General features: G+C 28.5%; 13 protein-coding genes and 1 riboswitch. Of the genes, 12 read left to right on the top strand and 1 reads right to left on the bottom strand.

Features of this window, described 5'->3' with window-relative positions:
• The first annotated feature begins 19 nt into the window (after positions 1–19).
• The 11 genes from plsX to S100390_RS04590 all read left to right on the top strand — a co-directional run bounded on the left by plsX (position 20) and on the right by S100390_RS04590 (position 13,750).
• On the top strand, positions 20–1,024 hold the full coding sequence (gene plsX / locus S100390_RS04640; RefSeq protein ID WP_070407106.1) for a phosphate acyltransferase PlsX: 1,005 nt from the start codon (positions 20–22) through the stop codon (positions 1,022–1,024).
• Between the two features lie 7 nt (positions 1,025–1,031).
• Positions 1,032–1,778 (top strand): ribonuclease III, encoded by a 747-nt coding sequence (gene rnc / locus S100390_RS04635; protein WP_070407105.1) that lies wholly within the window; start codon positions 1,032–1,034, stop codon positions 1,776–1,778.
• Between the two features lie 156 nt (positions 1,779–1,934).
• On the top strand, positions 1,935–5,342 hold the full coding sequence (locus S100390_RS04630; protein WP_231918040.1) for an ABC transporter permease: 3,408 nt from the start codon (positions 1,935–1,937) through the stop codon (positions 5,340–5,342).
• A gap of 55 nt (positions 5,343–5,397) precedes the next feature.
• On the top strand, positions 5,398–6,192 hold the full coding sequence (locus S100390_RS04625; RefSeq protein WP_070407103.1) for a MurR/RpiR family transcriptional regulator: 795 nt from the start codon (positions 5,398–5,400) through the stop codon (positions 6,190–6,192).
• 121 nt (positions 6,193–6,313) lie between these two features.
• Positions 6,314–8,476 (top strand): fructose-specific PTS transporter subunit EIIC, encoded by a 2,163-nt coding sequence (locus S100390_RS04620; protein WP_070407102.1) that lies wholly within the window; start codon positions 6,314–6,316, stop codon positions 8,474–8,476.
• A gap of 11 nt (positions 8,477–8,487) precedes the next feature.
• Positions 8,488–9,669, top strand: a complete 1,182-nt coding sequence (locus S100390_RS04615) for a MalY/PatB family protein (RefSeq protein WP_070407101.1) — start codon at positions 8,488–8,490, stop codon at positions 9,667–9,669.
• 16 nt (positions 9,670–9,685) lie between these two features.
• Positions 9,686–10,069 (top strand): RidA family protein, encoded by a 384-nt coding sequence (locus tag S100390_RS04610; protein WP_070407100.1) that lies wholly within the window; start codon positions 9,686–9,688, stop codon positions 10,067–10,069.
• A gap of 164 nt (positions 10,070–10,233) precedes the next feature.
• Positions 10,234–10,416: a hypothetical protein gene (locus S100390_RS04605; RefSeq protein WP_070407099.1), complete on the top strand. Its 183-nt coding sequence runs from the start codon at positions 10,234–10,236 to the stop codon at positions 10,414–10,416.
• A gap of 35 nt (positions 10,417–10,451) precedes the next feature.
• Entirely contained in the window at positions 10,452–11,132 is a 681-nt protein-coding gene (locus tag S100390_RS04600; RefSeq protein ID WP_070407098.1) for a hypothetical protein, read from the top strand.
• A gap of 40 nt (positions 11,133–11,172) precedes the next feature.
• Positions 11,173–11,273, top strand: a riboswitch (purine riboswitch).
• A gap of 74 nt (positions 11,274–11,347) precedes the next feature.
• Positions 11,348–12,778: an NCS2 family permease gene (locus S100390_RS04595; RefSeq protein ID WP_070407097.1), complete on the top strand. Its 1,431-nt coding sequence runs from the start codon at positions 11,348–11,350 to the stop codon at positions 12,776–12,778.
• A gap of 132 nt (positions 12,779–12,910) precedes the next feature.
• Positions 12,911–13,750: a purine-nucleoside phosphorylase gene (locus S100390_RS04590; RefSeq protein ID WP_070407096.1), complete on the top strand. Its 840-nt coding sequence runs from the start codon at positions 12,911–12,913 to the stop codon at positions 13,748–13,750.
• 14 nt (positions 13,751–13,764) lie between these two features.
• Here the strand turns inward: S100390_RS04590 and pnuC are convergent, their stop codons facing one another.
• The gene (gene pnuC, locus S100390_RS04585) at positions 13,765–14,679 is read right to left on the bottom strand and encodes a nicotinamide riboside transporter PnuC (protein WP_070407095.1); all 915 of its coding nucleotides are present in this window, start codon (positions 14,677–14,679) and stop codon (positions 13,765–13,767) included.
• Between the two features lie 195 nt (positions 14,680–14,874).
• Between pnuC and S100390_RS04580 the strand changes: the two genes are divergently transcribed.
• The gene (locus S100390_RS04580; protein ID WP_156768788.1) at positions 14,875–15,567 is read left to right on the top strand and encodes a hypothetical protein; all 693 of its coding nucleotides are present in this window, start codon (positions 14,875–14,877) and stop codon (positions 15,565–15,567) included.
• Positions 15,568–16,888: the final 1,321 nt, after the last annotated feature.

Below are 16,888 nucleotides of genomic sequence, written 5' to 3'. Positions count from 1 at the left end.
AAGTTAGGAGATTTAGTTTATGAGTAAAATTGCGATTGATATGATGGGAACCGATTTAGGAATTGATCCAATTATTGGGGCTTTAAAAATCTTTATGAAAAAATATCAAGATGTTACATTTGTTCTAGTTGGAAGTGAAAGTGAAATTCAAATGGCAGCAACTAAAGCAAAATTAGATGCAACAAGATATGAAATTGTTGCAACAACGGAAGTTATTTTAATGACAGAAGGTTTAATGGAAGTTCGTCGTAAACCAGGTAGTTCAATGGTTCGTGCTGCTGAATTATTACGTGATCAAAAAGTAGATGCGTTTCTTTCGGGTGGGTCAACTGCAGCTTTCTTAGCGGCGTGTCACTTTATTGTTGGTGAAATTCCTGGAATTTCTCGCCCAGCTTTTATGCCCTTTATTCCAACCATTAAAAAAGGAAAATCAGTTTTAATGTTAGATGTGGGGGCTAATTTGGAAAATGATGCACAGGATCTTGTTAATTTTGCCATTATGGCTAGTGTTTATGCGCAAGCAATTATGAATAATCCAGCGCCAACAGTTGCTATTTTAAATATTGGAGAAGAGGCATCAAAAGGGAAAGATTATCATAAGGAAGCTTATAAATTGTTAGCAGAAAATAATAAAGTTAACTTTAAAGGAAATATTGAACCACGAGATATTACAAGTAATCTTGTTGATATTATTGTAACGGATGGTTTTACGGGTAACATTACTTTAAAAACCTTAGAAGGAATGGCAAAAAACTTAATGGGCGTTATTAAACACGAATTAACTAAAAATCTTTATCGTAAATTAAAAGCATTATCGCTTCGTAAAGCATTCCGCGGTGTTCGCGAAACATTTGATTATCGAAATAATGCTTCAGCGTTAGTTCTAGGATTAAAGGCAATTGCCATTAAAACGCATGGTAGCAGTGATGAGAAATCATGAATTAGTACATTAGAAATGGCGCGTACTGCAATTGTTAATGACTTTGTCCAAAAAATGACAGTAAAATTGCTAAAGGAGGATTAATTTTACGATGCAGTTTATAAATAAAAAACCCGAGCAATTATTTGCTGAATTAAAAGATTTTTTTAAACAATATAATATTCGAATTAAAGAAAAAAAATATTATTTAGAAGCGTTAACACATAATTCTTATGCTAATGAAAATAATTTAAATTATACTTATCAACGCATGGAATTTTTGGGTGATGCTATTTTAGCAAAAGAAATTTCATTATATCTATTTTTAACTTTTCCTGACAAAAATGAGGGAGAAATTACTAATTTACGTAGTAAAGTAGTTCGTGAAGGGACATTAGCAGAATTAGTCCGTCAAATGAACTGAGCTCCTTTTTTGTTGTTAGGGAAAGGAGAGATTAAAACAAAAGGGTACGAAAAAAATCGAATTTTAGCAGATATTTATGAATCAATGTTAGCAGCATTGTACCTTGATTTAGGAGAAGAAACAGTTCGTGCTTTTATTGATCAAACTTTAATTAAAATGGTTTCCAATCCGGGTTTTTTTGATCAAATTCGAGATTATAAAACTGAGTTACAAGAATTTTTACAAGCTGGTGATGTGCGAACATTAGAATATAAGTTAGTAAAAGAATCACCACCATTAGAGGGCAATCGAGTATTATATACTGTGATAGCAGAAATTGATGGAATTCGTTATGGGGAAGGCCATGGTTATACGCATAAAGAAGCAGAACAATTAGCAGCGCGAGACGCGTTACAAAAATTAGCAAAAAATCCAAAATATAACTTTGAAAAATAAACAATAATGTATTATGATTAAATTATATGGAGATGAAAACTAATGATAAGACATTTATTCAAGAATTTTTGATTAAGTTTTACCAAGAATAGTTTGCAGGTTTTGGGATTGTTTTTAATGTTAGGTGTTGTCATTACTCTTTTTGGGGGAATGATTATGTCAAATGATTTAAGTACTAGTCAATTAGCTGTGATTGGGAAAAACTTATATAATACCAATATTTCTTTTCGATTTAGTGAGCAATTAAAAATTGCTTCAAATAATAAAAATTTATCATATGGATTAAATAATATTAATTATATTAATCCTAATCAAACCATTGATGTTACTAAAGCAGAGAGTTCTTATTTTTCATTAAGAGGAACAAATGATAGTTATCAAATTTATTTAGATTCAACACAAGATCCCGCATATAACGGGAAATGACTTGCGTCAAATAGTTCGAATCCTTATTTTGTTGAGCAACTAAAAGCAACGGGGAATGTTGTTTTAAATTTTACGAGTAATATTTTACCTAGTAGTGATTATTTTTTAAGTCAAGCCGACTATGTTGAACTACTAGGATATTTAACCAATCGTGATGGGTTAATTCCCTTTGTTAGTTCTCCGGATAATCCACATTTAGCGACTGATACTAATGTTTTTACTAATGCTTATCAAAATTTTGCGCAAAATCAAGCGCGGATTTATCAGTTAGAATTACGGTTATTAAATTCGGTAATTATTGGTTCGGTTGCTGATCGGGCAATTATGAATGAAACAATGCAAGTTTATGATATTTTTAAAGCAGAAAACTTTTATATTCAAAGTGATCGGCCATATTATTGAACAACCCCAATTATGGTTAAGGGTGACTATCAAACTTTTTTAAATTATGATGCAGCAAGTGATTATCCCCCAATTATTATTAATAATTCTTATGCTTCGCATAATAAAATTAAAATTGGTGATCTTTTTACAATTTATGGGTTTAAATATCGCGTTGTTGGATTTGGAACTAATGCTTATGTTAATAGTGCTTCAAATGAATCATCATTTATTTATAATCCGTACTTATGAATTCGTGGTGATGAATATGATCGTTTACAACAGAATATGGCAGCAGCGGCGCGGATTATGAGTAGCGGGGTAACAATTAATGCCGCGCTTGTAAAAGACCAATGAAACAATAATTTTTTAACAACAAAAAATAGTTGAAGTGATATGGCAAATGTTTATGATAATGCTAATTTTTCATATTCGACGGGGACTTATAGCCCATTAAATCATATGAAAGAATTGATTACAAATAAAGAGGAAATTATTTGGTCAATTTTAGTTGCGATTTCATTATTATTGGTAATTTCATCGTTTATTATGATTAGTATGATTGTAAATAAATTGTTATTTGTTAACCGTGGCATTATTGGAAATTTAAAAGCCCAAGGATATGGAACAGGAACAATTGCCTTTTTACTTTTATCTTGTTTCCTATTACTAATGTTTGTGATTGCTTCTTTATCACTAATAACTAGTTGGATTTTTGCTTTCATTTTAAATATTACATACCAAGGGTTCTTAGAATTTACTACTTATATTTCGATTCCACCTTGGTGACTAATTGTTGGAACATATTTATTTCCGAGTTTAGTTGTTTGTGCTTATGCTTTTTTATTTATCATTATTGAAGTGTCACGGCCAACCTTAGTCTTGTTGAAACCAAAAGTGGTGAAAACACACATTCCAAAAATTAATTTTTTACATTTAAATTTTAAATATAAGATTAGTCTTAAATTTGCCTTAGATGCAAAATGAAAATTATTATTAACGATTGTTGTAACAACTTTGACAGGAGCAATGCTATTTACTGGTTTAACAACTATTATTAATTTTAGTCAAATTAATCTTAATTTAAAAGCAGATACAAATTGAAAATATGTTTATCGTTATGATACAAACTATAATTATACTGCTAATCAAACACCACCATACGATTACTTGGTGTATGAGAATCCAACGACGGTTAAAGACCCTAATGTCTCGGGTTATCTTTTGTTAAACCCGCAACAAAGAGTTTTTACCCAAGAAATGGTTTTAAAAAAATATGCTAGTGTTGGAACATCACCACCTGTGTGTGGGCCATTTGTTGGTGGTAGTGCTGTGATTCCTTCTTTAAAACATTTATGGTTTAAAGCTAATTCCTATGAATGATATTTACAAAATTGTAAAAATACAAAATATTATGATCAAATTACAAAGTTTATTCAAGGGTCAGTTTATGAGTATTTTATTAACGAGTTAAGTCATGAAGATGGAATTATTACAATAGGTTATCAACCAATTATTTATGGACCATATCAATCCGAAATTTTTGCTGATACACAAAGTCTTTATGCTCAAGAAGCAATTAACTATCATAATCTAGAACAATTCTTAACAAGTTATCAAACGGAAAATAGTGGGTCAACAATTGATTTATCAATTCCAACTTTTTATCGTAATTTTATTAGTGGTGAAAAGCTAAAATCTTTATCAGGTAATGCCATTGAGTTTTATGATTATAAAAATAATACTAATTTATTTTATCCAAATGTTGAAAAGAAAACAGATATTAGTTGATTCTTTAATAAAATAACAAGTTTTGATCAAAGCGGTGATCCAGATAGTTTATTACGAGCAGCCCAAACTGATCGTTTTAGTTCAAAAGTTAATTACGCTATTTTACAAGTTAATGAAATGAAAAAACTAATTCAAAGTAAAAACTGGTTCCATAGTAAGGACCCAAGTTGAGACCCAACTAAGTACCGTGTTCAACTATATCCAATTATTATTAACAAAGCGTATCAGTTTTTAAATGGAATTAATATTGGTGATATTTTAGTAAGTAATTTTAACGATAAAGCCGTTACTTTCTATGTTGTTACTGATCAGTTTGATAATGGGATGAAAAATATGTTTCTAATTAATCGGTATAATAATCAACATTTAACACCAAAATGGTTAACAACATTATATTCATCGTTAGTTCAAAATGAAACATATCATTATATTGGGGTTTATGAAAAAAATAATAATTATAATGTTTTACCTGATCCTTCCCAATATCAACCGTCACCAATTTACAATGGAACTCAAAATTTAAAAATATTATTGCAACAAACAGTTAATTTACAAATTATTTTGTTCTTAATTTATTTATTAATTCTTGTTGCATCAATTATTGCTTGTATTTTCCAAATCTTTATTATTACTAATATTATTTTAAAAGACAATTTAAAAGTTTTAAATAGTTTTAAAGCGTTAGGATACTCTGATCTTTGAATCTTTAACCGAATGTTTTTAATTTATTTACCAATTATTTTAATTAGTTGAGTAATTTCAATTCCAATTGGGGCGATGGTTATCAGTTTAATTCGTTATCAAATTGTCTATAATATGTTATCTTATGTTTCAGGAACGGTTAATATTGGTGACTATTTAATTAGCTTTTTAGGGTTATTAGTAATGTTTATTGTTGCTTTTGTGTTGAATAAACGATTTATGAATCGACGTTATCCAATCTTAAAAACAATGAACTGAGTTTAAACAATTAACTGTTGAGATAGATCCTAGTGACAATAATTCCAAGGAGGTCTCCAAAATGGATACAAATTTATTAAAGCAATTACAAATGTTAGCAGTTGATCAAAAGAATTTGACAAATCAAACCATTGCCCGTTATATTTTAACGAATCTTGCTACGATTAATAAATTAACAACAAGTGAACTAGCTAGTAATTGTTTTACTTCAGCGGCGGGGATTATTCGGTTTTGTCAAAAGCTTGGTTTGGAAGGAATTAATGAGTTAAAATTTAAGGTCAAGTATTTAACAGAACATGTTTCATTAGATGTTCAACAATTTAATGCTAATAAACAATTAGTGCAAGATGAAATGGCCTTTTTTAACGAATATTTAAAAATCAAAATTGAATCAGCGCAATTATTACATACTAATTTTTTTCAAAATGATTGGTCAACTTTAATTAAAAAAATCACAATTGCCAAAAGTGTTTTCATCTTTGCTTTTAATTTAGCATATAATGTTTCTCGAAATTTTGTCCAACGGTTACGCTGAATTAATAAAAATGTTATTCATCAAAATGATTTAAACTCAATTGAGTCTTATTTACCAATGATTACAAGTGATGATATGGTCCTTTATATAACTTTGAGTGGACAATCAAACTTTATTGCCACAATTGCTAAACAAGTTAATCCAGATGTATATTCATTTGGAATTATTGGCAAAAAAACTGCTTTAACAGATCATTTAACAGATTATTTTGTTGTTAATTCACGGGAAAATGAAATTTGAGATGTTTTTTCAATTCGATCACAAACGGTAATGCAATTTTTAGATTACTTATATGCTAAAATTATTCGAAAATATTTTTAATAAAATTCATTTCATTTTTTAGAACTATATTCCAAAATATAGTTTTTTTATTGTTTAAATTTCTTTTTTTGTTTTAATTAATGAAAGGACAACAGAGTTTTATTGAAGTAAGGAGGATAAAATGAGTATTAAAAATAAAGATGGTCTTTTTGCAATTGAACAAATTATTTTAGATTCATCAGCCACAACACAAGATGAGGCATTTCAAGAATTAGCATCAATTGCTTACAAAGCAGGGTGCATTGATAATATTGACAAGTTAGCAAAAGCATTGTGAGCACGCGAACATGAAACATCAACGGGATTAGAAGATGGTTTTGCAGTCCCACATGCCCGCATGAAAGATATTAAAAAACCAGCTGTTATTTTTGTTCGTTATCAAACGGGGCTATCATGACCAACATTTGATAATAGTCCTGTGCAAGTTGCAATTGCTTTAATTATTCCAACGAATAAGAAAAATGATGTTCATTTGGAAGTATTAAGTAATGTTGCAAAAAAATTATTAAATGCTGATCTTCGTCAAACTTTAAAAACAGAAAGTGATAAAACAAAAATTCTAGCATTGTTACAAGCAGAAGATGAAACAACAATTGGCGCAAACGAAGATTATAAGGGATATGTTTTAGGAATTACAGCTTGTCCAGCTGGAGTAGCACATACATACATGGCTGCTAAAAAAATTGAAGATGAAGCAAAACGATTGGGATATGCTGTCAAAGTTGAAAAACAAGGAGCAAATGGTTTTGAAGATAAATTAACAACAGAAGATATTCAAAATGCTAATGTGCTAATTATTGCTGCTGATATTGCTATTGGTGAGCAAGAACGGTTTGTTGATATTCCAATTTTAAAAATAGCGGTTAGTGAACCATTACATGATGTTGATGGTGTTTTTAAAAAAGCATTTCAAATTATGCGGCAACTTCCAAATCAACATATTCCAACAACAAAACAAACTAAAATTAAAAAAGAAAAAGGTTGATTTAAGTTACATTTTAAAGGAGGGGCTGTTAGTTTAAAAAATGCGGTTTTAACTGGAATTTCTTATGCGGTTCCTGTTATTGTTGCTGGAACAGCAATTCAAGCTTTAATTACAATTATCATTCAAATTGCTGGAGCGGATTATATTGTACAACATGCTAATTGGTTAAACACTTTAAGCAATGTTGCTGGAAAAAGTTTAAGTATTTTATTAGCGCCAGTTTTAGCGGCTTATATTGCTTATGCAATGGCTGATAAACCAGGGTTAACACCAGGTTTTCTTGGTGGTTTAGCATGTGTCTATGTTACAAAAACTGCTGCTGATGGAACAGTAATTGTTGATGGTCTTGGATTCTTGGGGGGTCTAATTACTGGGATTCTGGTTGGATATATGATGAAACTATTTAAAAAATATTTAGTTAGTCAAAAAATGCAAGGAGTCTTAACATGGTTTGTTTATCCGGTTTTGGGGTCATTAATTAGTATGTGTGTAATTTTATTTGTTATTGGACAACCAATCGCTTTATTAATTAATGTTATTTTTAGTGGGTTAACAACTTTACAGACATCTAATTTAGCCGCCTTGTTAGGAATTATTATTGGAATGATGTGTGTCTTTGATTTAGGTGGGCCGTTTAATAAAGTGGCTTGGGCTTTCTCATTTGCATCATTTTCACAAGCCTTTACTGGTGGACAATTAACTAATCCAGCATTATTAGTACCGTATGCTTGCTTTTGAGCAGCTGGAATTGGAACTGGTTGAACTACAGCATTAGTAACGCTTATTGGTCGTCGTTTTTCAAACCAATATGAAAAAGAAGCCGGAAAAATGTCGTGAATTTTATCATCATTAGGAATTACAGAGGGGGCAATCCCATTTGCCTTATCTGATCCATTCCGAGTAATTCCTTCTTTCATGTTAGGTGGTGCTGTTTCAGGGGGATTATGTGCCGCATTTAATTTAGGATCAACAATTACTGGTGGTGGTTTTATTACAATGGCCGGAATGCAATCTGCAACAGGGGCGGTTTCCATTGGTGTTGCAATCTTACTATGATTAATCTTTGCTATTATTGGATGTGCAATATCAACAAGTTTATTATTAGGTTTAAAATATATTAAGACAAAACCAATAATCGAGAAAAAAGTACAGACTTGAACAGTTAATATTTTATCATTAGGAATTGTTCCAGCGGTTAAAAAACAACATTTAAAAAAATTTAACCAATTATCAACCGATGAACAAGAACAATATTTAAATCGAAAACAGAAAAAAAGTAATCTTAAGGTAGAAAGGTAACAGTGATTATAATGAAATATGACTTTGATATTATCATTGATCGTAGTCAAAATTTAGAGCGAAAATGAGACCAAGCTTACATTGCAAAAAACTATCATCTAACTGGTGATAATATCATTAATTCATCAATCGCTGATTTAGATTTTACTACACCATCACCAATTGTGGACGCTATTTTAGCACGTGCAAAAAAAGGTGTTTATAGTTATAGTTATGTTAGTGATGAGCTTTATCAGGCAATTAGTAATTGATATTGTCATCAACACAAAGTGGTGGTTCCAGTTGATAAAATTAAGTTAGTACATGGGACCGTTAATGCTTTGCATCAATTAATTCAATGTTTAACCGATGTTAACGATTATGTTTTAATTCAAACGCCAGTTTATGGTCCATTTGGACAAGCTATTGTTAACAATAACCGGCGGCTTCTTGCAAATCAATTACAATGAGTAGGTGATACTTACCAAATTGATTTTTCAATGTTTGAGGCAACAATTAAAAAATATCAACCAAAATTATTTATCTTGTGTAATCCACATAACCCCGGGGGGCGTGTTTGAACAAGGACCGAATTACAAAAAATAATTACTATTTGTGAACAATATCATGTTTTAATAATATCAGATGAAGTACACGGCGATTTGGCATTACCAAATGTTGAATTTCATTCGTTACTATCATTTACAATTTCAGATAATTATCTAATTGTTTGTAATTCACCAAATAAAGCTTTTAACCTTGGCGGTTTAAAATCATCATATTTAATTACGCATAATAAAATGTTAAGAACTAAAATTGATGAACAATATCAACGCGCTTCAATTACGTCACCCAATGTGTTTACTATTCCAGCTTATCTTGCTGCCTATAATAATTCGGAAGTAATTATGTGAAAGACAGCAATGTTAAGTTATATTGCAAAGAATTACCGGTATGTTGCCGAAAAACTAACGGCTATTTCAGGTTTGAAAGTTATGAAGTTAGAAGCATCGTATTTGGTTTGAATTAATTATGCAGAAACTAATCGAACTTCGCAAGAAGTTAATAAATTATTATTAAAATACAAATTGATTGTTAGTAAAGATGATGACTTTGTTGAAACTCCATCAACATGTTTTAGAATTAATATTGGTACATCCTTTGCGATGGTAGTAAAATTAATTAACATTCTAATAACAATTTTTACTAAATAAGAAAGGAAAATTTAAGATGAGTAAAAGAATTATCGCAACGACCTTAGCTCCTCAGGCAATTGGCCCATATTCACAAGCAATTAAAGTTGGCAACTTTTTATATATCTCGGGGCAATTACCATTAGATCCATCAACAATGACTTTTGGTGGAACAACAATTACTGATCAAACAAAATGATCATTGGAAAATTTAAAAGCAATTGTTCAATCAGCTGGTTATAGTTTAGCAAATGTTGTAAAAGTTACCATTTTCTTAAAAGATATCAATGATTTTGCTGCAATGAATGAAGTTTATAGGACATATTTTACTGAAGACTTCCCAGCTCGTTCAGCAGTGGCTGTTGCAGGATTGCCGAAAGATGCTTTAGTTGAAATCGAAGCAATTGCTTATTTAGAATAATTAATTGTAACTTATGTTAAAACAAAGAAAATTTTTTCTTTGTTTTTATTATGTATTTTTATATAAAAAAGAATACTAAAATATCAAGAAAATTAAATTAAGGACATCTTCTTATTGCTTGTAAAATAAAGTGTTATAATTATTTATAGTGAGGAATTAAAATTATGAAAAAAGAACAAAAAGATAATCAATTAACAGAAGCAGAAATTCAACAAAAATTACAAGAAATTGAAAATAATTTTAAATGTGTCCCAGAAGTTTTAGACGGTGTTGGATTTTGTGCGAAGTCATTTGATGAAAATGGCAAACTAATTACAGAAGAACCAGTCCAAGAATCTAAAAAATAAGGTAAGATTTATATGTAGGAAGAATGTGATTAAAAATGTTTGGATTAGCACAAATAACGGGATTAGTTTATTTTGTTTTTATTGTAATTACAGGTTTGTTTCTTTTGGGGTGATTGACTTTTGGTTTTGTTCTACTTGGATATAAGAAACGTAAAACAGATTTAGAACCACGAAAATTATTGCGAAAAATGTTAAATGATAATGATTTTCAAGATGTTAACATTGGGGAACGAAAACATATTATTAAAGCGCGTAATTTTTCTAAAATAAGCAATGCCGTAGTTATTCAACAAAATGATTATAAAGATCAAAGTATTGCTAAAATTTATGATATAATTTTTCATTTTTATTATGTTTATAATAAAAAAACAAAAGAATCAAAATGTTTTTTTTGATTAAAATTTTTATCATGATTTTTAGTGTTTGTTTTATTGTTATTTATTGGTACAACAATTTTAGTTGTCTTAACCCAATATTTAAAAGACAATGATGTTATTAATGGAGTTGGAATTGCAATTCAGGTTTTGTCAATTATGGGTATTATTTTTTTAATTCTTGGTTGGTTCTGTTGAACAAACTTAGTAGAACATTATCGCCAAGATTTAATAACATTAGCAACAGAATATTTATCAGATAAAGACTTAAAAGCTTTTAAAATTTATACTAGTTTTAAAGCTTTTTTCCCATTTTCAGAAAATGTTATTTGTTTTTCTTAGAGGGATTGAATTTTAGAATTTAATTCGGTATATTTAAAGAGTAAATATATTAAACACCACCTGTATATGCTAGTAATATGGTCTAGCGTTTCTACGTCTTACCACTGGAATAAGGACTCTATAGGTTAATGCTTTTCTTTTTTGCATTAACTTATGTTTATAAACAAGGTTAATGTTTTTTATTTTTACATAAATTTGAATGGAGAGTTATCTATATGTTTAAAAAAAAGATTGAAACTTTTTTTCGCTTTGGTGATTTAAAAACTACTTTTAAGAAAGAAATTATTGGTGGTTTAACAACTTTTTTAGCAATGTTATATATTTTGTCCGTACAACCAAATATGTTATCTACTGCCCCAGATATTAATCATCCAACAGATCCAAGTCAGAATATGGCATTTGGGGGAATTTTTATTGCAACAGCACTTGCATCTTTTATTGCAACATTAATTATGGGATTATCAGCTAATATGCCGGTTGGGTTAGCACCAGGAATGGGGTTAAATGCTGTTTTTACTTTTAACGTTGCTAATAATGGTTTGGGTTATCAAGGGGCTTTAATTGCAGTAATGCTGTCTGCGATTATTTTTTGTCTTATTTCAGTAACAAAATTACGAACAATTGTTATTAATGCAATTCCAAATTCATTAAAATTAGCAATTGGAGCTGGGATAGGATTTTTTATTGCTTATATTGGTTTGCACAATATTGGTTTTGTTGGTGACAATGCTGTTACATCAGGTGGCATTGTTGTTAATGGCGGGATTCCTGTTGCAACATTAGGGAATTTAAAAACTAATTGACCAATGATTTTAATGGGGTTTGGTGTATTAATTTTAATTTTTATTTTACACTTTAATAAAGTCCCGGGAGCAATTGCAATTGCAATTTTAGGGGGACTAGGTGTGTCATTAATTATTGGCAATGTTATTGACAGTGATTTTATTCGCACAAATTTTGCCTATTGAAAGGGTTGAAGTTATAGTGATTTTAATGGTTTTGGTACTAATTTAAAGTCAACTTTTACAACATTTACTAATCCAAAAATTTGAACATCCCCAATTATGTATATTTCGATTTTCGTTTTTCTATTTGTAGATTTCTTTGATACGACAGGAACGTTATATTCGGTTTCAACGCAAATTTCAACGGCAACAGGACAACGATATGAATTAAAACCACGGGCTTTAATTGCTGATTCGGTTGGAACTTTAGTGGGGGGAACATTAGGATGTTCACCTGTTACAAGTTTTGTTGAATCAACAACAGGAGTTTCGCAAGGAGCACAAACTGGTTTTTCAGCTATTATTACAGGAGTCATGTTTTTAGTTGCAATTCCATTATTTCCAATTTTTAAATTAATTACTCCCGCGATTGCTGGAGCGGCCGTTATCTTTGTTGGAACATTAATGGTTAGTCAAATTAAAGATATTGAATGAGCAAAACCCGAATTTGGAATTGCTGCGTTCTTTACAATTATTACAATGATTGTTACTTTTTCAATTACAAATGGTTTAGCACTTGGCTTTATTGCATATGCCTTAATTTGTTTAATTACAAAAAAAGCTAAGACTGTTGCAATTCCAATTTATATTTTAGATCTCTGTTTTATTGGCTATTTTATTGCTTTTGCCTTTGTCCAGTAAAATTAAAAAGATAAATTTACAAAAAAACTCTTTAAAAAAAGAGTTTTTTTGTTAAAAATAATATAAAAGAATGATTGTATTGATAACAAGTTTATTTTAAAATGTAAAAAAGAAGATAAGGAGACCAATAATATGCGTTTAGATAATAAACTTTACGATGAAAACTTAACAATGGCAGTTAATTTTTTGAAACAAAAAGTAACTGATTGAGAAGACTACCACTTTTTAATGGTACTTGGTTCGGGTTATAATCCTCTTGCTGATTCATTTAAAATTAACCACAGTATTAAATATGCGGATATTCCGTTTTGACCAGTTTGTACAGCACCATATCATTTTGGAAACTTAGTTTTTGCTGAACATAATGGGAAAAAAGTAGTTTTTATGCAAGGACGACACCATTATTGTGAGGGATATAGCATGAGTGAAATTGCTTTTCCAATTTATACGTTGTCATTATTAAATGTGCAAATAATGATCGCATCTAATGCTGCAGCTAGTTTAAATGCACAGGCAATTAAAATTGGTGAAATATGTGCAATAACAGATCATATTAATGCTTTTGGGGATAATCCAATTATCGGGTTGAATAACTCTCGGTTAGGAATTCGTTGACCAATTCCGCAAAATTTATATGATGATAAATTACGACAATTACTCTTAACAGTTGCTGAAAAAAACAATATTAAATTAAAAACAGGAGTATATGTTGGTTATCCTGGTGGAATCTTTGAAACAGTTAGTGAAGCAAGAATGTATAAACCATATGCACAAATGATTGGAATGAGTATTGTTCCTGAAGCAATTGCAGCATTTCATAGCGGAATGAAAGTTGCTGGTTTAGCAACCGCAACAGTTTGTTCGATTGGAGATAATCCTGATTTTGTAGATGATGATTATATTATGAAACAAACGCATAAAATGGCAGTTGATTTAAAAGTCTTATTAATGAAATTATTAGAAGTAATTTAGAAAAAGCAGAATTGTTATTCTGCTTTTTCTTTGTTTAAATAGCCACTTCATATTAAAAAACCAATAATTGTATTAATAATAAAGAAACTCATTTGAATTAACATATTAATATTAATTGATATCGGATGATTACCACCAATACTATTTACGCCAGCAAACATTGAAAATTGGAGAATATTAGAAATTAATCATAAAATTCATTGTTCTTTTAATCGTAAAAACATTAGAATTGAAGCAATAATGGCGATGCTATTTGTAATGCTATCAAAAATACGGGGAACTGGTTGATGCAAATAGGCATAGTCCTGCTTTACAACCGCATAATGAAAGGCGGGAATTTCATAATATCAAGCAACCGTTAAAATAGCACAGGCACTAAGGGCAATTGGAATTATAATTCATCATTTTGATGATCTAATGTTTAAAGAAGAATTTTGTTCAAATACTAATGTTTTCTGTCAAATGTATCAACCAATAAATTGAAAGGGTAAATAAAAGAATAAGTTTAATTGCGCATCACCGGTATAACCAAAATCAAATGCAAATAATCCAAAAGTTGTAACATTAATTAAACCTCAGAAAAAGTTACTCATTTTTCCAAAACTAATTAAAAAAACATTTAAGACCCCAGTAAAACTAACTAACCCGCTTAATGAATATAACGTGGCATCAATTCATTTTGGCATATTACCCAAATAAGGTTTGGGTGTGTTTAAAACATTTATAATACTAAAGAAAGAAGGATTATTATAAGGATCAATAAAATGATTAAAATCAAAAAAGGATAATAAGGTAACAATAACTCCAAGACAAATTAAAAGAATCTTAAAAGTCTTGGGTAATTCTTTAATATCTTTTCATATTGTTTTTACACCTAGAAAATTAATTGGTCGGGTAATTATAAATCATTTCTGCTGTTTATTTTCCATTTTAGATAACTATCTTGAACTTTCTTCTGTCGATCTTTTTAAATTTATAAATATATCTTAACAAAAAATATTGTTTTTTGTTATATTTCACTTAGATTTGCTACAATAAAATTAAGAGAAAGTTATGCTAAGTATTTTACTAACACAATAATTTTTTAAAATAATATTAAATTTAAATTGAAAGGAAGATTAATGATGAAAAAGTTATTAACTATTTTTAATATAATTTTAATCGCTATTTTACAGGTAAAAATAACTGTTGAAAATTTTGTTAGAACTGAAGTACAAACAAATAAACATTTAGATGTCACTAAAGTGGGGGAATATACTAAAAATAGAAAACTATCTATAAACAATAAATTATTTTATTATAAAAATTATAACTTTAATAAAGAAAAAGAATATAGTATTGATAGTAAAAAGTTTAAAGTATTCTTAAAAAACTTAGTTAATAATATTAAATTATTTTTAGAAGAAAATCCTAATGTTAATTTAATGAATAAAGATCAATTAATTGATTCGTATATTAGTTACTTAAAAAATGAAAAACATTATGGTGTCACAGCATTTGAAAACTTTTGATGGGGTTTTAAATGATGAATTACTTGAGACAGTTTTATTACTACTTTAAATAATGCGGGTAATAATATTGCACGTGATAGTATTAGTAGCATTTCAACTGCAAAATTAGCAGGGTATGTAGCTCAATTTTTAGCAATTAAATATCCTTGAGTTTTAGCAATTCCTAAAATTGGTTTAATAATAGGCGGTACATTAGGTGTTCAAGTTGCAGGTTGTTTATTAGGGCGTCAATTTTGATTAAAAACTGGTATAATTTTTAGAATGATATGATTTCCACCAATTATGACTGGGTGTTGAGATCAGTAATATGTTTTAAATGATGATTATTAGTCAAAATAAGTTTAAAAATAGTTTATGCTCACGTCTTGTTACAACAACATTAATAATTCTGTTTTTTTCACTTTGTATGTATTATACTTGAGATATTGATTGGCGTTGACTTATTATTAATATTTCTATATTAATAGGTACAAGTGTGATTGTTAATATTATTGATTGATATTTTCAAATGTATATTGTTAAACATTGTCAACAAAAAATTTTAGTAAAAATAATGAAAAATCGTAGTTATTCTCGAAATTTTAACTTAACAAAACAAGCAAATATTATAGTTAACTTAAAAAAAGAGTGAATATTTTATTGCTCAGTTTTAAATGTTTTTGTGATTATATTTATGCCTTTATTTTTAATGCTATTAAATAATTTAATTTTAACTGGCAAATTATTGTCGCTCATATTTATTTTCATTTATTTTTTATTGTTAAATTTATATGAAATAAATTATAATAATCAGCATATTGTATTAAAAGATGATGAGTATCAAGTTGAAAATGTGAAAAATGAAATTTTTATAGCATTAAAAACAAAAAAGAATATAAAATATTTTATTAAAAAAATTATAAATTTTATTCCACTTTATCTAGGTTTTTTTGGGTTAATTGCTAATATTGTTATATCGTATATAACTTTAAATTATTTATATGATCAACCTTTTAATAAGATAATTGCTGCAACAAATAGGAATGGAATTTGAGTTTTCTTTACATCATATAATTATATTCATATTATTTTGCATAATTTTTTAATTCTCCTTTTTTTAACATGACTTATGCAACTAATATTATTTTATTTATTGGATTTTAATACCCTTAATAAAAATAAGAAAAGATTGTTAATTCAAATTTTTTGTTTTTTAAATATTTTTGCTATTTTAAGTTTTATTTTAAAACTATTCTTAAAATCTTTATAATAATTTTAATTTAAATATTCATAGTGATAATGGCTCAGAATGTAAATCATATAAATTGGAAATTGTTTGGACAATGCGATAGTTGAATCATTTTATGCTATTTTAAAAACTGAAAGCTCAAAAAAGAAATATAATAAATTCAAAAAATTATTTGAAGACTTTAAAAATTTTATTACTTGATGTAGCACAAAAATTTAATATAAAAGCTGGACTATCACAAGTTTATATAGGATAATTTACACATTGTGTAAAATTAGGATATGATTAAATTTTTAAAATATAAAATATTTTTATAGTTTAACTTAATAATTTACCATAGTAATATATAATTTATTATATAGACAAGTTGCCTCAATGTCTAATATTTTTAAGGAGGAA

This window comes from Spiroplasma sp. NBRC 100390 (genome assembly GCF_001886495.1).
In the GTDB taxonomy this organism is placed as follows: Bacteria; Bacillota_I; Bacilli_A; order Mycoplasmatales; family Mycoplasmataceae; genus Spiroplasma.
Note: the sequence above shows the minus strand (reverse complement) of the source record. Positions and strands in the feature narration are given on the sequence as shown.